Annotated in this window: 15 protein-coding genes and 1 pseudogene; 6 read left to right on the top strand and 10 right to left on the bottom strand. The window is 60.7% G+C overall.

The features are described 5' to 3' along the window. Positions 1-109: 109 nt before the first annotated feature. Together AC3WWR_RS17520 and purL are read right to left on the bottom strand one after the other, a co-directional pair. Positions 110-421, bottom strand: a complete 312-nt coding sequence (locus tag AC3WWR_RS17520) for an NGG1p interacting factor NIF3 (protein WP_492598926.1) — start codon at positions 419-421, stop codon at positions 110-112. A gap of 5 nt (positions 422-426) precedes the next feature. Continuing rightward, complete coding sequence (purL, locus tag AC3WWR_RS17515; protein WP_492598923.1) at positions 427-4,323, bottom strand: phosphoribosylformylglycinamidine synthase; 3,897 nt, start codon at positions 4,321-4,323, stop codon at positions 427-429. 285 nt (positions 4,324-4,608) lie between these two features. Between purL and mltF the strand changes: the two genes are divergently transcribed. Further along, on the top strand, positions 4,609-6,069 hold the full coding sequence (gene mltF, locus AC3WWR_RS17510; protein WP_020799461.1) for a membrane-bound lytic murein transglycosylase MltF: 1,461 nt from the start codon (positions 4,609-4,611) through the stop codon (positions 6,067-6,069). 112 nt (positions 6,070-6,181) lie between these two features. On the opposite strand, the gene pdxJ is transcribed toward mltF, so the two are convergent. The 8 genes from pdxJ to lptF form a co-directional block, all read right to left on the bottom strand. Beyond that, positions 6,182-6,922 carry a pyridoxine 5'-phosphate synthase gene (pdxJ, locus tag AC3WWR_RS17505; RefSeq protein WP_033039429.1) on the bottom strand — a complete coding sequence of 247 codons (741 nt, stop codon included), beginning with the start codon at positions 6,920-6,922 and terminating at the stop codon, positions 6,182-6,184. A gap of 49 nt (positions 6,923-6,971) precedes the next feature. Beyond that, positions 6,972-7,655 (bottom strand): DNA repair protein RecO, encoded by a 684-nt coding sequence (recO, locus tag AC3WWR_RS17500; RefSeq protein ID WP_020799459.1) that lies wholly within the window; start codon positions 7,653-7,655, stop codon positions 6,972-6,974. Between the two features lie 155 nt (positions 7,656-7,810). Then, complete coding sequence (era, locus tag AC3WWR_RS17495) at positions 7,811-8,713, bottom strand: GTPase Era (RefSeq protein ID WP_020799458.1); 903 nt, start codon at positions 8,711-8,713, stop codon at positions 7,811-7,813. Further along, positions 8,706-9,395, bottom strand: coding sequence for a ribonuclease III (gene rnc / locus AC3WWR_RS17490; protein ID WP_018927089.1), 690 nt, complete (start codon positions 9,393-9,395; stop codon positions 8,706-8,708). The genes era and rnc overlap by 8 nt, the downstream gene beginning before the upstream one ends. Positions 9,396-9,579: 184 nt before the next feature. Continuing rightward, positions 9,580-10,434 carry a signal peptidase I gene (lepB, locus tag AC3WWR_RS17485; RefSeq protein WP_020799457.1) on the bottom strand — a complete coding sequence of 285 codons (855 nt, stop codon included), beginning with the start codon at positions 10,432-10,434 and terminating at the stop codon, positions 9,580-9,582. Positions 10,435-10,439: 5 nt separating this feature from the next. After that, a complete protein-coding gene (gene lepA / locus AC3WWR_RS17480) occupies positions 10,440-12,239 on the bottom strand; it encodes a translation elongation factor 4 (RefSeq protein ID WP_020799456.1) in 1,800 nt (599 codons plus the stop codon). 171 nt (positions 12,240-12,410) lie between these two features. Beyond that, the gene (gene lptG / locus AC3WWR_RS17475; RefSeq protein WP_020799455.1) at positions 12,411-13,472 is read right to left on the bottom strand and encodes an LPS export ABC transporter permease LptG; all 1,062 of its coding nucleotides are present in this window, start codon (positions 13,470-13,472) and stop codon (positions 12,411-12,413) included. Further along, on the bottom strand, positions 13,465-14,583 hold the full coding sequence (gene lptF, locus AC3WWR_RS17470) for an LPS export ABC transporter permease LptF (protein ID WP_020799454.1): 1,119 nt from the start codon (positions 14,581-14,583) through the stop codon (positions 13,465-13,467). Before lptF ends, lptG begins: the two co-directional genes overlap by 8 nt. 132 nt (positions 14,584-14,715) lie before the next feature. Here lptF and AC3WWR_RS17465 point away from each other — a divergent pair. The 5 genes and pseudogenes from AC3WWR_RS17465 to AC3WWR_RS17445 all read left to right on the top strand — a co-directional run. After that, positions 14,716-14,832 (top strand): annotated as a pseudogene (locus AC3WWR_RS17465) (outer membrane lipoprotein carrier protein LolA); the annotation flags it as partial. A 179-nt stretch (positions 14,833-15,011) separates the two neighbouring features. Then, positions 15,012-16,502 carry a leucyl aminopeptidase gene (locus tag AC3WWR_RS17460; protein ID WP_492598922.1) on the top strand — a complete coding sequence of 497 codons (1,491 nt, stop codon included), beginning with the start codon at positions 15,012-15,014 and terminating at the stop codon, positions 16,500-16,502. A gap of 61 nt (positions 16,503-16,563) precedes the next feature. After that, positions 16,564-16,992, top strand: a complete 429-nt coding sequence (locus AC3WWR_RS17455) for a DNA polymerase III subunit chi (protein ID WP_020799451.1) — start codon at positions 16,564-16,566, stop codon at positions 16,990-16,992. An 8-nt stretch (positions 16,993-17,000) separates the two neighbouring features. Further along, positions 17,001-17,390 (top strand): DNA polymerase III subunit chi, encoded by a 390-nt coding sequence (locus AC3WWR_RS17450; RefSeq protein ID WP_492598921.1) that lies wholly within the window; start codon positions 17,001-17,003, stop codon positions 17,388-17,390. Positions 17,391-17,599: 209 nt separating this feature from the next. Then, positions 17,600-20,446: a valine--tRNA ligase gene (locus AC3WWR_RS17445; RefSeq protein WP_020799449.1), complete on the top strand. Its 2,847-nt coding sequence runs from the start codon at positions 17,600-17,602 to the stop codon at positions 20,444-20,446. The last annotated feature ends 127 nt before the right edge of the window (positions 20,447-20,573 follow it).

Below are 20,573 nucleotides of genomic sequence, written 5' to 3'. Positions count from 1 at the left end.
TCCTGAAAAACCCGGCTTTCATGCCGGGTTTTTTACGCCCGAAGAAAAATGCAGGCAATAAAAAACCCGCTGACGAATCAGCGGGTTTTTTATTGCCGCGACCAAAGGATCAGAAATCCTCCAACCGCCACACTTCGTATGCCGGCGTCTCGTAGGGGTGACTCTGTTTCAGAGCCGCCACCACCGAGCCAATCAACTCATCGGCCACCACAAGCTCGACCTTCCATTCCTCCACCCGCTCGACCTGCCCCACCTCGCCAATGAACGGCTGACTGCCGTCCAGTGGGCGAAACTGGCCCTGGCCCAACACCTGCCAGGCACAGTGATCGTAAGCGCCGATCCGCCCGCCACCGGCAGCGAATACGGCACTTTTGACCACTTCGACATGGCTGTCGGGAACGAAGAAAGCGAGCTTGTACACAGCTATCAGTTCACCCACACACGCGCATTACGGAACATACGCATCCAAGGCGCGTCTTCGTTCCAGTCTTCCGAACGCCACGAGTTCTGCACGGCACGGAACACACGCTCCGGGTGCGGCATCATGATGGTCACGCGACCGTCGCGGCTGGTCAAACCGGTGATCCCGCGCGGCGAGCCGTTCGGGTTGGCCGGGTAGGTTTCGGTGACCTTGCCATGGTTGTCGACGAAACGCATCGCCACGCAACCGGACAGATCAGCTTCCAGCAACGCTTCTTCGCTGGCGAACTCGGCATGGCCTTCACCGTGGGCGATGGCGATCGGCATGCGCGAACCGGCCATGCCCTGCAGGAAGATCGAGTTCGACTCCTGGATCTGCACCATCGCCACGCGCGCTTCGAACTGCTCGGAACGGTTACGCACGAAGTGCGGCCAGAACTCGCTGCCCGGGATCAGCTCGTGCAGGTTGGACATCATCTGGCAACCGTTGCACACGCCGAGGGTGAAGCTGTCGTTACGCTCGAAGAAACCCTGGAACGCATCGCGGGCGCGGCTGTTGAACAGCGCCGACTTGGCCCAGCCTTCACCGGCGCCGAGTACGTCACCGTAGGAGAAGCCGCCGCAGGCAACCAGGCCCTTGAACTCGTTCAGGTCGACACGACCAGCCAGGATGTCGCTCATGTGCACATCGATCGCGTTGAAACCGGCGCGATCGAACGCGGCAGCCATTTCCACCTGACCGTTGACGCCCTGCTCACGCAGCACGGCAACCTGTGGGCGGATGCCTTTCTTGATGTAAGGCGCGGCGATGTCCTGGTTGACGTCGTAGCTGAGCTTCACGCTCAGGCCCGGGTTGTCTTCTTCCAGCAGCACGTCGAACTCTTGATCGGCGCAGTCGGCGTTGTCACGCAGACGCTGGATCTGGTAGCTGGTCTCGGCCCACTGGCGTTGCAGCAGACGACGCTGGCCTTCGAACACGGTGTCACCGTTGAAGGTGATGTTGATCTGGCCATTGTTGATCGGCTGGCCGATCACCGACACGCACTCGCCAAGGCCGGCAGCGCTGAATTGCGCCAGGATGTCGGCGGTAGCGTCCTGGCGAACCTGGATCACGGCGCCCAGTTCTTCGTTGAACAGGATCGCGGCGATGTCAGCAGACGTTTCTGCCAGGCCGTCGAGGTTCAGGCTCAGGCCGCAATGACCGGCGAAGGCCATTTCCACCACGCTGGTCAGCAGACCACCGTCGGAACGGTCGTGGTAAGCCAGCAGGTGACCGTCGGCGTTGAGGCCCTGGATCACCGCGAAGAAGGCTTTCAGGTCTTCGGCGTCGTCGACGTCCGGAGCCTGCTTGCCGAGCTTGCCATGCACCTGGGCCAGGATCGAGGCGCCCATGCGGTTCTGGCCACGGCCCAGGTCGATCAGGATCAGGTCGGTGGTGCCCTTGTCCATGCGCAGTTGCGGGGTCAGGGTCTGACGGATGTCAGTCACTGGCGCGAAACCGGTCACGATCAGGGACATTGGCGAGGTCACGGCCTTGTCCACGCCTTCATCGTTCCAGCGAGTGGCCATGGACATCGAGTCCTTGCCCACTGGAATGGTGATGCCCAGCTCAGGGCACAATTCCATGCCGACCGCTTTCACGGTGTCGTACAGACGTGCGTCTTCACCCGGGTGACCGGCGGCGGACATCCAGTTCGCCGACAACTTGATGTCGGAGATCTTGCCGATGCGCGAAGCGGCGATGTTGGTCAGGGTTTCGCCGATGGCCATGCGGCCCGACGCCGGAGCGTCCAGCAGTGCCAGCGGAGTGCGCTCGCCCATGGCCATGGCTTCACCGGTGTAGACGTCGAAGCTGGTGGCGGTGACGGCAACGTCGGCCACCGGCACCTGCCATGGGCCGACCATTTGGTCACGGGCCACAAGGCCGGTGATGGTGCGGTCGCCGATGGTGATCAGGAAGCTCTTGCTCGCGACGGCCGGGTGATGCAGGACGCGCTCGACGCAATTGCCGATGTCGAGGGTCGACGGATCGAAATCGTCGCCCAGCTCGTTTTCACGCGCTACCGAACGGTGCATGCGCGGGGCTTTGCCCAACAGCACTTCGAGCGGCATGTCCACCGGGCTGTTGCCGAAGTGGCTGTCGGTGACGGTCAGCTGCGGCTCGGCCGTGGCTTCGCCGACGACGGCAAACGGGCAACGCTCACGTTCGCAGATCGCCTTGAAGCGATCGAAGTCGGCCGGGCCGACTGCCAGCACGTAGCGTTCCTGGGATTCGTTACTCCAGATTTCGTGCGGGGCCATGCCCGGCTCGTCGTTTGGAATGTTGCGCAGTTCGAAACGGCCACCACGGTCGCCGTCATTGACCAGTTCCGGGAAGGCGTTGGACAGGCCGCCCGCACCCACGTCGTGGATGAAGCTGATCGGGTTCTTGTCGCCCAGTTGCCAGCAACGGTCGATGACTTCCTGGCAGCGACGCTCCATCTCAGGGTTTTCACGCTGCACGGAGGCGAAGTCCAGGTCTGCCGAACTGGTGCCGGTGGCCATGGAAGAAGCCGCGCCGCCGCCCAGGCCGATCAACATCGCCGGGCCGCCGAGCACGATCAGCTTGGAGCCGACCACGATCTCGCCTTTCTTGACGTGTTCTTCACGGATGTTGCCCATGCCGCCAGCCAGCATGATCGGCTTGTGGTAACCGCGCACTTCATCACCGTGCGGGGTGCTGATCGACTGTTCGAAGGTACGGAAGTAGCCGGTCAGTGCCGGACGACCGAATTCGTTGTTGAACGCAGCGCCGCCCAGTGGGCCTTCGATCATGATGTCCAGCGCGGTAACGATGCGCTCGGGCTTACCGTACGGCACTTCCCACGGCTGTAAGAAGCCCGGGATCTGCAGGTTGGACACGGTGAAACCGGTCAGGCCAGCTTTTGGCTTGGCGCCACGACCGGTCGCGCCTTCGTCACGAATCTCGCCACCGGAACCGGTGGACGCGCCCGGGAACGGGGCAATCGCGGTCGGGTGGTTATGGGTTTCAACCTTCATCAGGATGTGCACCGGCTCCTGCACCGCGCCGTACTGGCGGGTTTCGGGGTCCGGGAAGAAACGCCCGGCCACGGAGCCGACGATCACCGAGGCGTTGTCCTTGTAAGCCGACAGAACGCCCTCGCTGTGCATCACGTAGGTGTTCTTGATCATGCCGAACAGGCTTTTTTCCTGGCTTTCGCCGTCGATGTCCCAACTGGCGTTGAAGATCTTGTGACGGCAGTGCTCGGAGTTCGCCTGGGCGAACATCATCAGTTCGATGTCGTGCGGGTTGCGCTTCAAGCCGACGAAGGCGTTGACCAGGTAGTCGATTTCGTCTTCAGCCAGGGCCAGGCCCAGCTCGGTGTTGGCTTTTTCCAGCGCGGCGCGGCCGCCACCCAACACGTCGATCGCGGTCAGGGGCTTGGGTTCGGCGTGGCTGAACAGGCCGGCAGCCTGTTCGAGGTTGCCCAGGACGATCTGGGTCATGCGGTCGTGCAGTGCGTCGGCGATCAACTGGGCTTCAGAGTCGCTGAACTGGCCAGCCACATAGAAGGCAATGCCGCGCTCGATACGCTGGATCTTGGTCAGGCCGCAGTTGCGAGCGATGTCGCTGGCCTTGCTCGACCAGGGCGAGATGGTGCCGAAACGTGGCAACACCAGGAACAGACGACCGGTCGGCTCCTGGACCGGAACGCTTGGACCGTACTTCAGAAGGCGCGCAAGCACCTGCTGTTCGTCGCCGGTCAGGTCGCCGGTAACTTCGGCGAAGTGAGCGAATTCAGCATACAGGCCACTGACAGCCGGAACCTTCTGGCTCAGTTGCTCAAGGAGCTTGCTGTGGCGAAAGGCAGAAAGGGCAGGAGCGCCGCGCAGGATCAACATCTTCGGGACAGCCTCGGGAAGGGGTGTGCTTTGAGGCCGTGCATTCTAGCCTAAACAGCCAGCGACAGCACCCGAAACGCTACGCACGGTTGCACTCGAGTGCCGATCTGTGTTTCTGCCCCGAAAGTCAGGTTAACCCGCCGGGTGACGACAGCTTATTTTTACTGTATCAAAATGCTGAAAAGGCCCGTTCCAGTGGGGTTTTGGCGGCTTTTGCGATCTCTAGCAGACTACCCTGTTGCTGTCGAGATATGGCGCTCGTGGTCCTTTGCGTATACTGCGCAAATGTTTTCCCCAACGGCTTTGCGTCCGCGGTACGCCAAATGGCTGATCGCAACCGGACTCTTCCTGATGCTCAGTGGCTGTGTTGATAAACCCAACACACTGGAGCGCGTAAAGGAGGATGGTGTGCTGCGGGTGGTTACCCGTAACAGCCCCGCCACCTACTTTCAGGATCGCAACGGTGAAACCGGCTTCGAATACGAGCTGGTGAAGCGCTTCGCCGACGATCTGGGGGTCGATCTCAAGATCGAGACGGCCGACAACCTCGACGACCTGTTCAATCAGGTGGGCAAGCCCAATGGCCCGGTCCTGGCGGCTGCCGGCCTGGTCAGCAGCGAAGCACGCAAAAAACAGGTGCGGTTCTCCCATCCCTACCTGGAAGTCACCCCACAGGTCATCTACCGCAACGGCAAGTCGCGCCCTACCGACGCGAAAGACCTGGTCGGCAAGAAGATCATGGTGCTCAAGGGCAGCACCCATGCCGAGCAGCTCGCACAGCTGAAACAGAAATTTCCCGGTATCGAATACGAAGAATCCGACGCGGTCGAGGTCGTGGATCTCCTGCGCATGGTCGACGAAGGTCAGATCGATCTGACATTGGTAGACTCCAATGAAGTCGCGATGAACCAGGTGTACTTCACCAACATCCGCGTTGCCTTCGACCTGGGTGACGCCAGCAACCAGAGCTGGGCCGTGGCGCCGGGCGACGACAACAGCCTGCTCAACGAGATCAACGAGTATCTGGACAAGGTCAAGAAAAACGGCACCCTGCAACGCCTGAAGGACCGTTATTACGGGCATGTCGATGTACTCGGCTACATGGGCGCGACCACGTTCGCCCAGCACTTGCAGCAGCGCCTGCCCAAGTACGAACCGCACTTCAAGGCCTACGCCAAGAAAGAACAGGTCGACTGGCGCCTGCTGGCGGCGATCGGTTATCAGGAGTCCCTGTGGCAACCGACCGTGACGTCCAAGACCGGTGTGCGCGGCCTGATGATGCTGACCCAGAACACCGCGCAAGCCATGGGCGTGTCCAACCGCCTCGATCCCAAGCAGAGCATCATGGGCGGCGCCAAGTACCTGGCCTACATAAAGGATCAGCTCGACGAGTCGATCCAGGAACCGGATCGCACCTGGTTTGCCCTGGCCGCCTACAACGTCGGCAGCGGTCACCTTGATGACGCCCGCAAGCTGGCGGCCAAGGAAGGGTTGAATCCCGACAAATGGCTGGACGTGAAAAAAATCCTGCCGCGCCTGTCCGAGAAGAAGTGGTACAGCAAAACCCGTTACGGCTACGCCCGTGGCGGCGAGCCCGTGCATTTCGTGGCGAACATCCGTCGCTACTACGACATCCTGACCTGGGTAACGCAGCCGCAGCTTGAAGGCGATCAGGTCGCCGAGGGCAACCTGCATGTGCCGGGCATCGACAAGACCAAGCCGGCCCAGGAACCTGCCCCGCTCTAACAAACACCTCAATCAAATGTGGGAGCCGGCTTGCTCGCGATGGTCGTCAATGATGACGCGAAAAACCTGATGCCCCGCGGCGCCCTCAGGTTTTTCGCGAGCATGCTCGCTCCTACCGGGCAGCCGCCAGAATCAGCGCCTTCATCTCCGAAACCGCCGACTTGAAGCCCACGAACAACGCATGGGCTACCAGCGCATGGCCGATGTTCAGTTCGTTGATGCCCTTGATCGCGGCCACCGCCTCGACGTTGTGATAGTGCAGACCGTGGCCGGCATTGACGATCAGGCCCTGCGCCAGGCCGAACGCTACGCCGTCGGCGACGCGCTTGAGCTCTTCAGCCACTTCGGTCGGCGTCTCGGCATCGGCATAACGACCGGTGTGCAGTTCGATGGCTGGCGCACCGACGCGACGCGATGCTTCGATTTGCCGTTCGTCGGCATCGATGAACAGCGACACTTCAGAGCCAATCCTCGACAGGCGCTCCACAGCAGCCTTGATCCGCGCCTCCTGCCCCGCCACGTCCAGCCCACCTTCGGTGGTCAGCTCCTGGCGGGTTTCCGGCACCAGGCAGATATGCGCCGGACGGATGCGCTCGGCGAATTGCATCATTTCTTCGGTGACGCCCATTTCGAAGTTCATGCGGGTTTGCAGCACGTCCTTGAGCACCAGCACGTCGCGCTCCTGGATGTGCCGGCGGTCTTCGCGCAGGTGCACGGTGATGCCATCCGCGCCCGCCTCTTCCGCATCCAGTGCCGCCTTGACCGGATCCGGGTAGCGCGTGCCCCGGGCCTGACGCAGGGTGGCAACGTGGTCGATGTTCACGCCAAGAAGAATGCGGGTGCTGGTGGTCACGGAAGCGCTCCAGAATAAGAAAAAGTTCGGTGCACAGCATACGGGGAGACTACGGCTTGCGAAACAGCTCGCGACTGACCAGTGGACGACCGCCCAAGTGAACAGCCAGTGCCTGGCGCATCAAACGCTTGGCCGCTGACAATGCACCAGGGGCACTCCAGTCAGCTTCAGCCATGGCCAGCAATTCGGCGCCGTTGAACAAACCGGGCTGCAGCAGATAGACCCGCTCCAGCCCCGCATCCACCTGCAAACGGTAGAGACCGTCTGGCGCAACGGGTTCGTCGTGGATATCGGTAGTCAATGAAAAGCCGTAGCCCAGGTCATCCAGCAAGCGCCATTCGAACGAACGCAGTAACGGCTCCAACGCCCGACCTTCGGCCAGGGCGAGCAAGGTCGCGGCGTAGTGATCGAACACCGAAGGGAAAGGGTCTTCGGCGGGTAGCAGGCGAATCAACAGCTCATTGAGATAAAGACCGCTGAACAGTGCCTCACCGTTGAGCCAGGTGGCGATGCCGGCGCTCTCCATGCGCCCAACATTTTTCAGCTCGCCACGACCGCGAAACTCGACCTCCAGCGGCACGAACGGTCGCGCCAGCGTCCCGGCCTTGCCCCGCGCACTGCGCAATACCGCCCGCAGCCGCCCTTGCGGCGTGAGGAAGTCCACCAAGGCGCTGTTTTCGCGGTAGGCACGGGAATGGAGGACGTAGGCGGGTTGGGGGATGGGTTGGGACATGGAGCTCTCAATGATGGATCGCGATTTTGCTGACAACCCAAAACCACTGTGGGAGCGAACCTGTTCGCGAAAGCGGTGGAACAGTCAACATCAATGCTGAATGTTACATCCTCTTCGCGAGCAGGCTCGCTCCCACAGTGGATCGTTATGCAGTCTTACAGGTCGCCGTAGCCCAGCGAACGCAGGGCACGCTCGTCGTCGGACCAGCCGCCCTTCACCTTGACCCACAGGTTGAGCATGATCTTGGAGTCGAACAACAGCTCCATGTCCTTGCGCGCTTCAGTGCCGATGCGCTTGATGCGCTCGCCCTTGTCGCCAATGATGATCTTTTTCTGGCCATCACGCTCGACGAGGATCAAGGCATGGATATGCAGGGTCTTGCCCTGCTGCTTGAACTCTTCGATTTCGACAGTGATCTGGTATGGCAGCTCGGCGCCCAACTGGCGCATGATTTTTTCGCGTACCAGCTCGGCGGCGAGGAAACGGCTGCTGCGGTCGGTAATCTGGTCTTCCGGGAAGAAGTGATCGTTTTCCGGCAGATGATCAGCGATGACCTTTTCCAGCGCGTCGAGGTTGTGCCCGTGCTGCGCCGAAATCGGGATGATCTGTGCGTTCGGCAACTGCTCCTGCAACCAGCTCAGGTGCGGCATCAGCTCGGCCTTGTCTTCGATGCGATCGGTCTTGTTCAGCGCAACGATCAGCGGGCCGGTGACGTATTGCACGCGCTCGAGGACCATCTGGTCTTCGTCGGTCCACTTGGTGCGATCCACCACGAAGATCACCACGTCGACGTCTTTCAATGCCGCCGAGGCAGTCTTGTTCATGTAGCGGTTCAAGGCTTTTTCGCCGCCCTTGTGCATACCGGGCGTATCGACGTAGATCGCCTGCACATCACCCTCGGTCTTGATGCCGAGCATGTTGTGACGGGTGGTTTGCGGCTTGCGCGAGGTGATCGCCAGCTTTTGGCCGAGGATGTGGTTGAGCAGCGTGGACTTGCCCACGTTCGGACGGCCGACGATGGCAACATAGCCACAGCGCGTTGCGTTTGTATCAGTCATTGCCATTCTCCACACCCAGGGCAATCAGTGCTGCGGCGGCCGCTACCTGTTCGGCAATACGACGGCTCACACCCTGACCTCGGCTTTTTTCATTCAATAGGATGATTTCACATTCGACGAAGAACGTCCGGCAATGCGGTTCACCCTGGATATCCACCACTTCGTAACGCGGCAGCTCGCAACCACGGGACTGCAGGAATTCCTGCAGGCGGGTTTTTGGATCTTTGTTGGTGTCGACCAGCGTCAGGCCTTCGAACTCCCCGGCCAGCCAGGCCAGCACGCGCTCGCGCGCCACTTCCATGCCGGCGTCCAGGTAGATCGCGCCAATCAGCGCTTCCAGGGCATCGGCCAGAATCGACTCGCGACGAAAACCGCCGCTTTTCAGTTCGCCGGAGCCCAGGCGCAGGTACTCGCCCAGATCGAAACCACGGGCCAGTACGGCCAGGGTCTCACCTTTGACCAGGCGTGCACGCAAACGCGACAACTGGCCTTCGCGGGCCAGCGGGAAGCGATCGAACAGCGCCTCGCCAGCAACGAAGTTGAGGATGGCATCACCGAGGAATTCCAGGCGTTCGTTGTTACGCCCGGCAAAACTGCGGTGAGTCAGGGCCAGGACCATCAGTTCCTGATCCTTGAAGGTGTAGCCGAGCTGACGCTCGAGACGGCTTAAGGAGACGCTCACGGTTTACCCACGCTGAGTTCGTGGTTGGATTCCACCGCCATCGCCGGGAGTCGGCGCAGGCCTGGGACAATTAACGCTGTGTTCAAAAATAACGTCCTGAATATCGTTGTTTTCATGCCTCTGTCGCCGATTGTACCGACTCCAGAAATGCATTCGGCGCTGTGTTCAACAGCGCCGTGCTTGATTACTGGATCAGGCCAACCCGCGAGAAATTCGGCAGGTGACTGAGTTTGGGTTCCGGCCAGCTCATCCAGACCGCGAAGGCCTTGCCGACGATATTCTTGTCGGGAACCATGCCCAGCAGATCCTTGGGAATGGCTGGATCATCCCAGTAGCGACTGTCGTTGGAGTTGTCGCGGTTGTCGCCCATCATGAAGTAGTGCCCGGCAGGCACTGTCCATGTACGGTCCGGTGTTGCGCGATAGCGACTCATTTCCTTGCGGATCAAGTGCTCGGCGACACCGAGTTTTTCCTTGTAGAGCTCGGCACTGCCCAGCGTGCCCGGCTCGGAGCCGACCAGCTTTTCGGCAATCGACTCACCGTTGACGAACAGACGCTTGTCAGCGGTGTACCGCACCGTATCGCCCGGCAGCCCCACTACACGCTTGATGTAGTTGACGTTCGGATCACTCGGATAGCGGAACACCATCACATCGCCACGCTGTGGCTCACCGACTTCGATGATTTTCTTGTCGATCACCGGCAAGCGAATCCCGTAGGAAAACTTGCTCACCAGAATGAAGTCGCCGACGTCCAGGGTCGGTTTCATCGAGCCCGATGGGATCTGGAACGGTTCCACCAGGAACGAACGCAGCACCAGTACGATGAACAGCACCGGGAAGAACGACTTGCCGTATTCGACCAGCAACGGTTCCTTGCCCAGTTTCTCGATCACCACCCCATCAGGCTGGCTGACGCTGCCCTGATAGGAGGCGATGGCGGCACGCCGACGCGGCGCCAGGATCAACAGATCAAGCAACGCCAACAGGCCGCAGACGAATACGGCGATGACCAGCAACAGCGGGAAATTTAGTGACATAGGACCTAACTATCCAACCTGAGCACGGCAAGGAAGGCTTCTTGTGGAATTTCCACGTTGCCGACCTGCTTCATGCGTTTTTTACCGGCCTTTTGCTTTTCCAGCAGCTTTTTCTTACGGCTGACGTCACCGCCGTAGCATTTGGCCAATACGTTCTTTCTGAGCGCCTTGACGGTTGTACGCGCCACAATCTGCCCGCCAATGGCGGCCTGGATTGCCACGTCGAACATCTGCCGCGGAATCAGTTCTTTCATCTTCTCGGTCAACTGGCGACCTTTGTAGTGCGCATTGTCACGGTGCACGATCAACGCCAGCGCGTCGACCTTGTCGCCGTTGATCAGCACGTCCAGTTTCACCAGACTAGCCGATTGGTAACGATCGAAATGGTAATCCAGCGAAGCATAGCCGCGACTGGTGGATTTCAGGCGATCGAAGAAGTCCAGGACCACTTCGTTCATCGGCAAGTCGTAGGTCACTTGTACCTGGGAGCCCAGGAACAGCATGTCGACCTGCACACCACGTTTTTCGATGCACAACGTAATGACGTTACCCAAGTGCTCTTGCGGCACAAGGATATTGGCGCGCACGATCGGCTCGCGCATGTCTTCGATGGAAGACAGGTCCGGCAACTTCGACGGGTTATCGACGTAGATCGTCTCGCCGGTCTTGAGCAGCAGCTCGAAGATTACCGTCGGTGCCGTGGTGATCAGGTCCAGGTCATACTCGCGCTCCAGGCGCTCCTGGATGATTTCCATGTGCAGCATGCCGAGGAACCCGCAACGGAAGCCGAAGCCCAGGGCGTCAGAGCTTTCCGGGGTGTACTGCAGCGACGAATCGTTCAGGGTGAGCTTTTGCAGGGCCTCACGGAAATCTTCGAAGTCGTCGGAGCTGACCGGGAACAGACCGGCGTAGACCTGCGGCTGGATGCGCTTGAAACCTGGCAGCACATCGACGTCCGGCGTCGAACTCAAGGTCAGGGTGTCGCCCACGGGGGCACCGTGAATGTCCTTGATGCTGGCGATGATGAAGCCCACTTCACCGGCCTTCAGGTCAGCGGTAGGGGTGTGTTTCGGATTGAATACACCGACGCTGTCCACCAGGTGGATCTTGCCAGTGGACTTGACCAGGATCTTGTCACCCTTCTTCACGCGGCCGTGACGCACGCGCACCAGGGACACGACGCCCAGGTAGTTGTCGAACCAGGAGTCGATGATCAACGCTTGCAGCGGATCTTCGATGTTGCCGGTGGGTGCAGGAATGGTGGTAACCAGACGCTCCAACACCTCATCGACGCCCAGGCCGGTCTTGGCAGAGCAAGTGACCGCGTCGGTGGCATCGATGCCGATGATTTTTTCGATTTCTTCTTTTACGCGGTCCGGATCAGCCTGTGGCAGGTCGATCTTGTTCAGCACCGGCATCACTTCCAGGCCCTGTTCGATCGCCGTGTAGCAGTTGGCAACCGACTGCGCCTCAACGCCTTGACCGGCATCGACCACCAGCAGCGCGCCTTCACAGGCGGCCAGCGATCGGCTCACCTCATAGGTGAAGTCAACGTGACCTGGAGTATCGATGAAATTCAGCTGGTAAGTGACGCCATCACGAGCCTTGTAGTAAAGCGTGACGCTGTGCGCCTTGATGGTGATCCCGCGCTCGCGCTCAAGATCCATGGAATCCAGTACCTGGGCTTCCATTTCACGCTCGGCCAGGCCGCCGCACATCTGGATGAAGCGATCGGCCAGCGTCGACTTGCCATGGTCAATGTGGGCGATGATGGAGAAATTGCGGATATGACTCAAATCACTCACGGATCAACACTCAAAAAGGCTGCAGGCATAGCCCGCCGAAAAATAGCCGGGAATTGTACCTGATCCACGGCGCAAGCGTCACGTTTGCAGGCCAGACGGCCCGTACAAAAACGCCCCGGTCTTGTGACAGGGGCGTTTTTTATCAGCAGCGAAGCGATGAACAAGTCGCCATCAACCGGCGCGACGCAGCAACCACAGCCCCGCCAGGGCACAGACACCGGCTGGCACGAGCACCGCAAACAGTGGCGAAAAACCGAAGACCAGGCTTGAAGGCCCCAACAAATCCTGGGCAATGCGGAAGGTGAAACCGACCAGCACACCGGTAAATACCCGCTGACCGAGGGTCACCGAGCGCAACGGACCAAAGATGAAGGAGATCGCCATCAGCACCAGGGCAGCGGTAACCAGCGGCTGCAACACCTTGACCCAAAATGCCAGCCAGTAACGGCCATTGTTCAGCCCCTGCTCAGCCAGATAGTGGATATAGCCCCACAGCCCCGAGATCGACAGCGATTCCGGCGCCATGACCACGGTGCTCAGCAACTGCGGGCTCAATGCCACATCCCAGCGCTCGACCGGGGCGCTCACCACTTCAGTGTTCCTTTCGTGGAACACCGTGGTGGTGACATCGGACAACTGCCAGTGATCCTTGTCGAACTCGGCGCGCTTGGCGAAGCTCGCCGACAGCATGTGCCGCTCCTTGTCGAAGTGGTAGCGGGTCACGCCGTACAGCAGGCCATTGGGTTGTACGGAGTTGACGTGGATGAATTCGTCACCCTGGCGATGCCACAAACCGTGTTTGGCGCTTTGCGCATCGCCACTGCCCTGGGCCAGCGAGCGGTTGGCCTGGGCGGTGCTTTCAGTCGCCGGCGCGACGTATTCGCCAATCAGCACTCCCACCACCATCAGCACCAGCATCGGCTTCATGACCGCCCAGACGATCCGCCCGATGGACACGCCAGCCGCACGCATGATGGTCAGTTCACTGTTGCTGGCCAGGCTGCCGAGACCGATCAGGCAACCGATCAAGGCTGCCATCGGCAGCATGTCGTAGAGCCGGCGTGGTGCCGTCAGCAGCACGTAGCTCATGACGTCGAGCAATGTATAGGTATCACTGGCATCGCCCATCTCGTCGATGAACGCAAACAACGTGGCCAGGCCGAGAATAATCCCCAATACCGCCAGGATCGCCATGAACACACTGCTGCCGATGTAGCGGTCGAGCTTAACCACGGGCCACCTCCAGCGCACTGCGGCGACTCGCCATCTTCAAGCGCAAAGGCTCCCAATAGAGCAGACCCAGGCCAATGGCCAGGAATATCCCATGCACCCACCATAAGCCCAGCGCTGGTGGGATCTTGCCCTTTTCAAGCGCACCGCGAGCGGCAATCAGGATAGTCAGGTAGGCCATATAAAGAAGGATTGCCGGCAACAACTTGAGGAAACGTCCCTGGCGCGGGTTGACCCGCGACAACGGCACCGCCATCAAGGTGACGATGAACACCAGCAGCGGCAGGGACAGGCGCCATTGCAGCTCGGTGCGCGAACGCAGGTCATCGCTACCCAGCAAGGAGCTCGTGGGCATCGCGTCACGGTCGGTCACTTCGTCGCTGACGTCCGGCTTGGGCAGCAACACGCCGTATTCGTCGTACTTGATCGCCCGGTAATCGGCCTGCCCCGGATTGCCGTCATAGCGGTAGCCGTTATCGAGGATCAGGTAGCGGTTACCGTCGGGGCGGATTTCCTGGCGGCCTTTTTCCGCCACCAGCACGGAGATCCCGCGATCCTTGTTGTCGGAACCGAGGTTCTTTTGCGAGATGAAGACCCCCGCCAGATGGACGCGGTCATCAGACAACTGCTCGGTATAGGTCACCCGCGTGCCATCGCGCAGGGCCTGGAAACGGCCAGGCTCCAGGGTGTCGAACTCGGTCAGGGCGTCCTGCTTGTTCAGCAGCAGCTGGAACTGATTGGCGCCTTGTGGCGCCAGGCTCAGGCTCAACCAGGCAACGACCAGCGCAACCAGGGTGGCCGGAAACAGGGTCATGCGAAACAGGCGTTGCTGGCTCATGCCCGTGGCCGACAGCACGGTCATCTCGCTCTCAAGGTACAGGCGGCCGTAGGCCAGCAGTATCCCGAGAAACAGGCCCAGCGGCAGGATCAGTTGCAGGAATCCCGGCAGGCGAAAACCCATGATGAGGAACAGTGAGCCCGGATCCAGTTGACCCGAAGCGGCCTGCGCGAGGTACTTGATGAAGCGTCCACTCATGATGATGACCAGCAGCACCGCACTGACGGCACTCAAGGTCAACAGGACTTCGCGGGATAGATAACGAAAGACGATCAAACCAGACACTCCAGGGTTGTCAGGCTATGGCGGCCAAACAAGCAAACACGTCAGACAGCCCGCAAGGCAGGGCCGCCGAAAAAAAGATTGCGCATTATCCTGTGATTGGGTGCGCCTGTCACTGCGCAATGCATGGGTACGGGATGCGTAGGAGCGAGCATGCTCGCGATGGTCGTCAACGATAACGCGGGAAGCCTGACACCCCGTGGCGCTCTCAGGTTTCTCGCTAGCAGGCTAGCTCCTACAGTGGTCCACAGTTGGCCACAAACCGCGTAGATCGTTCAGACGAGGGTTGTCAGGCGCCGCTGGCGAGGTTCAAACTGCCGCCTTCGTCGCCGGTCGATCCTGGCGCCTTTCTATTTATAAGCAAGCGCTGCCCGCACCTTGTCCAGCGCTTGCGTATTGACCATCAATTCAGGGATCCGGACATGGAACTGGTTGTAAAAAGCGTCAACCCGCAAACGTTGAAAACCGCCACGCTGGTGGTTGCCGTCGGCGAGGGCCGCAAGCTCGGCGCCGTTGCCAAACAGCTCGACGAACTCAGCGCTGGCGCCATCAGTGCCGTACTCAAGCGCGGCGACCTGGCCGGCAAGGTTGGCCAGAGCCTGTTGCTGCACAGCTTGCCGAACCTGAAAGCCGAACGCGTATTGCTGGTCGGCGTGGGCAAGGACGAAGAACTGGGTGACCGCCCTTTCCGCAAAATCGTTGCCGGCATCCTCAACACGCTCAAAGGCCTGGGTGGCAGCGACGCCGTGCTGGCCTTGGACGAAATCGTGGTCAAGGGCCGCGACAGCTATGGCAAGACCCGCCTGCTGGCCGAAACCCTGGTGGACGGCGAATACCAGTTCGACCAGTTCAAGAGCCAGAAAGCCGAGCCGCGCGCGCTGAAGAAAATCACCCTGGTGACCATCAAGGCCGCCGAGGCTGAAGTGCAACGCGCCGTGACCCACGCCACCGCCATCGCCAACGGCATGGCGTTTACCCGTGACCTGGGCAACCTGCCGCCGAACATCTGCCACCCGACCTTCCTCGGCGAGCAAGCGAAAAACCTCGGCAAGCAATTCAAGGACCTGAAAGTCGAAGTCCTCGACGAGAAAAAGATCAAGGCCCTGGGCATGGGCTCGTTCTACGCCGTCGGCCAGGGCAGCGCCCAACCGCCGCGCCTGATCGTCATGCAATATAACGGTGGCAAGAAGTCGGAGAAGCCCTACGCCCTGGTCGGTAAGGGCATCACGTTCGACACCGGCGGCATCAGCCTCAAGCCGGGGGCCGGCATGGATGAAATGAAGTACGACATGGGCGGCGCCGCCAGCGTGTTCGGCACCATGCGCGCCGTGCTCGAACTGAAACTGCCGATCAACCTGGTGTGCATCCTGGCTTGCGCCGAGAACATGCCCAGCGGCAACGCTTCGCGCCCGGGCGACATCGTTACCACCATGAGCGGCCAGACCGTGGAAATCCTCAATACCGACGCCGAAGGCCGTCTGGTGCTGTGCGACGCCCTGACCTACTCCGAGCGATTCAAGCCGCAAGCGGTGATCGACATCGCCACCCTGACCGGCGCCTGCGTGGTTGCACTGGGCTCCCATACCTCGGGCCTGCTGGGCAACAACGAGCAATTGATCGACCAACTGCTCAGCGCCGGCAAGGCTGCCGACGACCGCGCCTGGCAACTGCCGCTGTTCGATGAGTACCAGGAGCAGCTGGACAGCCCGTTCGCCGACATCGCCAACATCGGCGGTCCGAAAGCCGGCACCATCACCGCGGCTTGCTTCCTGTCGCGCTTCACCAAGAACCTGAACTGGGCGCACCTGGACATCGCCGGCACCGCCTGGACCAGCGGCGGCAAGGACAAGGGCGCCACCGGTCGTCCGGTTCCGCTGCTGACCCAATACCTGCTGGACCGTGCCAAAGCCTGAAACCAATGACCCTGGGGCGACGTCACTTTTGGGCGACGTCGACCCGGGCTCAGGAACCGCAATGACCAAAGTCGACTTTTATATCCTGCCCAGCGCCGATCCTTCGGCGCGGCTGGACTTCGCCTGCAAGCTCACCGAAAAAGCCTGGCGCATGGGCCATCGCGTCTACCTGCATTGCAGCGATGCGGCCCAGCGTGACGATCTCGATGCGCGCCTGTGGGCATTCAAGGGTGAAAGCTTCGTGCCCCACGGCCCCGCTGAAAATGAGCCCGACAGCCTGATCGTGCTGGGCGTTGGCGATGACTGCGGTTCGCATCAGGACCTGCTGGTCAATCTCGACCTGAAAGTACCGGCCTTTGCCCAGCGTTTCGCCCGCGTGGCGGAAGTGGTGGTTGAAGATCCGGTCATACGCACGGCTGCGCGGGAGAGTTTCCGTTTCTACCGCGAACAGGGCTATCCTCTGCAAGATCACCGTTTACAGCGACTCTGAGCATTCCGATGGACACTCCAAAACCGCTGCAACAATCCGCGCACCTGCTGGACGACCTCGAGTCGATCCGCCAACTGCTCGGCGATGACAACCTGCAACCACCGCTGCTGACCGACACGGTCGAGGAAGGTGACCAGGAACAGATCCCGATGTTGTTCGACACCGTCCGCGAACCCGCGCCGGCCGTCGCACCAACGACCCTCAAACCTGCTGCCGAACCCGCGCCGAGCGCCAATCAGAACGCCGACGCCCTGCTCTACCTCGACAGCGAACTGCGCGCCGCTGCGCAATTGATCATGCAAGACGTGATCGACGACTTCGCGCCGCACATCGAAACCGAAATCAAACGCCGCCTCAGCGCGCGCATGGAACGGCTTCTCAGTCAGTACAACGACTGAGCCACACACTGCCCCCCCCCCTGTGGGAGCGAGCCTGCTCGCGAAGGCGGTGTAACAGTCACCCTTTAAGTCGACTGGCACAACGCTTTCGCGAGCAGGCTCGCTCCCACATTCGCTCTGCGCCTGTCTGCACCTGCTCGCCCTATCCTTGATGCCCCGCTATACTCGTCGGCTTTTCCTGAATTAATGCCAATAGGGTCCCGCCGCGCATGGATAAGACCTACCAGCCGCACGCCATTGAAACTTCCTGGTACAACACCTGGGAGTCAGAGAATTACTTCGCCCCGCAAGGCGCGGGCGAGTCCTACACCATCATGATCCCGCCGCCGAACGTCACCGGCAGCCTGCACATGGGACACGGCTTCAACAACGCGATCATGGACGCCCTGATCCGTTTCCGCCGCATGCAGGGTCGCAACACCCTGTGGCAACCGGGTACCGACCACGCCGGTATCGCCACGCAAATGCTGGTGGAGCGTCAACTCGAAGCCCAGGGCCAGAATCGCCACGACCTGGGCCGCGACAAATTCCTCGAGAAAGTCTGGGAATGGAAGGATCAGTCCGGCGGCAATATCAGCCGTCAGATCCGTCGTCTCGGCTCGTCCGTGGACTGGAGCCGCGAGCGCTTCACCATGGACGACGGCCTCTCGGAAGCCGTGAAGGAAGCGTTCGTGCGCCTGCACGAAGATGGCCTGATCTACCGCGGCAAGCGCCTGGTCAACTGGGACACCAAGCTGCACACGGCGATTTCCGACCTTGAAGTGGAAAACCACGACGAAAAAGGTTTCCTGTGGAACCTGAAGTACCCGTTGGCCGATGGCGCCAAGACCGCTGAAGGCAACCCGTTCCTGATCGTCGCGACCACCCGCCCGGAAACCATGCTCGGCGACTCCGCCGTCGCGGTTAACCCGAACGATGAGCGCTACAAAGCCCTGATCGGTAAATTTGTCGAGCTGCCGCTGGTCGGCCGCCGCATCCCGATCATCGCCGACGATTACTGCGATCCTGAATTCGGCACCGGCTGCGTGAAAATCACCCCGGCCCACGATTTCAATGACTACGAAGTCGGCAAGCGCCACAACCTGCCGCTGCTGAACATCTTCGACAAGAACGCCCATGTCTTGCCAGCCGTCCAGGCGTTCAACCTCGATGGCACCTTGAACGAAACGATCGACGGCAAGATCCCGGCCGAGTATGCCGGCCTGGACCGTTTCGAAGCGCGCAAACAGATCGTTGCGGCGTTCGAGGCCGCGGGCCTGCTGGTCAGCGTCGACGATCACGCCCTGAAAGTACCGAAAGGCGACCGTTCCGGCACCATCATCGAGCCGTGGCTGACCGACCAGTGGTATGTGTCCACCAAGCCGTTGGCCGAACCTGCGATTGCCGCCGTCGAGGACGGTCGCATCCAGTTCGTGCCGAAACAGTACGAAAACATGTACTTCTCGTGGATGCGTGACATCCAGGACTGGTGCATCAGCCGTCAGCTGTGGTGGGGCCACCGGATTCCAGCCTGGTACGACGAGTCGGGCAAAGTCTACGTCGGTCGCGACGAAGCCGAAGTGCGCGCCAAGCACAACCTCGGCCCGGACGTCGCGCTGCAACAGGACAACGACGTACTCGACACCTGGTTCAGCTCGGGCCTGTGGACCTTCTCCACGCTCGGCTGGCCGGAACAGACCGAATTCCTGAAGAAATTCCACTCCACCGACGTCCTGGTCACCGGCTTCGACATTATTTTCTTCTGGGTTGCCCGGATGATCATGCTCACCATGCATTTGGTGAAGAACGAAGACGGCACACCGCAGGTGCCGTTCAAGACCGTGTACGTGCACGGCCTGGTGCGTGATGGCCAAGGCCAGAAGATGTCCAAGTCCAAGGGCAACGTCCTGGACCCACTGGACATCATCGACGGTATCGAGCTCGAAGAGCTGGTGCAGAAACGCACCTCCGGCATGATGCAGCCGAAACTGGCGAAGAAGATCGAGAAGCAGACCCGTGAAGAGTTCGCCGAGGGTATCGCCAGCTACGGCACCGACGCCCTGCGCTTCACCTTCTGCTCGCTGGCGTCCACCGGTCGCGACATCAAGTTCGACATGGGCCGCGTCGAAGGCTATCGCAACTTCTGCAACAAGATCTGGAACGCCGCGCGCTACGTGCTGGACAAGGGCGAAGACTGCGGCCAGAACGGCGAAGCCTACGAGCTCTCTCTGGCTGACCGCTGGATCATTTCGCAGCTGCAACGCACCGAAGCCGAAGTCACCCGCCAGCTCGACCAGTTCCGTTTCGACCTGGCCGCGCAAGCCTTGTACGAGTTCATCTGGAACCAGTATTGCGACTGGTACCTGGAACTGTCCAAGCCAGTGCTGTGGGACGAAAACGCCCCGGTCGAACGCCAGCGCGGCACCCGTCGCACCCTGGTTCGCGTGCTCGAAGTTGCCTTGCGCCTGGCGCACCCGTTCATGCCGTTCATCACCGAAGAAATCTGGCAGCGCGTCGCGCCGCTGGCCGGTATCGAAGGCAAGACGATCATGCTGCAACCTTGGCCAGTGGCCAATGAAGCGCGCATCGACCAGGCCGCCGAAGACGACATCGAATGGCTCAAGGGCCTGATGCTCGGCACGCGTAACATCCGTGGCGAGATGAACATCGGCCCGGGCAAACCGCTGCCGCTGTTCCTGAAGAACGTCAGTGCAGAAGACCAGCGTCGCCTGACCGAGAACGAAGCCCTGCTGAAGAAGCTGGCGCGCCTGGAGTCGATCACCGTGCTGGCTGCTGGCGAAGAAGCACCGCTGTCCGCCACTGCCCTGGTCGGTGAGATGGAAGTGCTGGTGCCAATGGCTGGCCTGATCGACAAAGGTGCCGAGCTTGCGCGCCTGGACAAGGAAATCCAGCGCCTGCAAGGCGAAGTGCAGCGCGTCGGTGGCAAGCTGTCCAACGCCGGGTTCGTTGACAAGGCTCCGGCCGAAGTCATCGACAAGGAACGCGCCAAACTGGCCGAAGCCGAACAGGCTCTGGGCAAGCTGGCCGAGCAGCATGCGCGGATTGCCAGTCTGTAACGGCAAATCGCAATGAAAAAGGGAGGCCCAAGTGGCCTCCCTTTTTTATGTCCACCGCAAATCCCCCTGTAGGAGCTGCCGCAGGCTGCGATCTTTTGATCTTGCTTTTAAAAAACAAGATCAAAAG

Source organism: Pseudomonas sp. EB271-G4-1, assembly GCF_058791355.1.
This window is presented reverse-complemented; position numbering and strand designations above follow the sequence as displayed.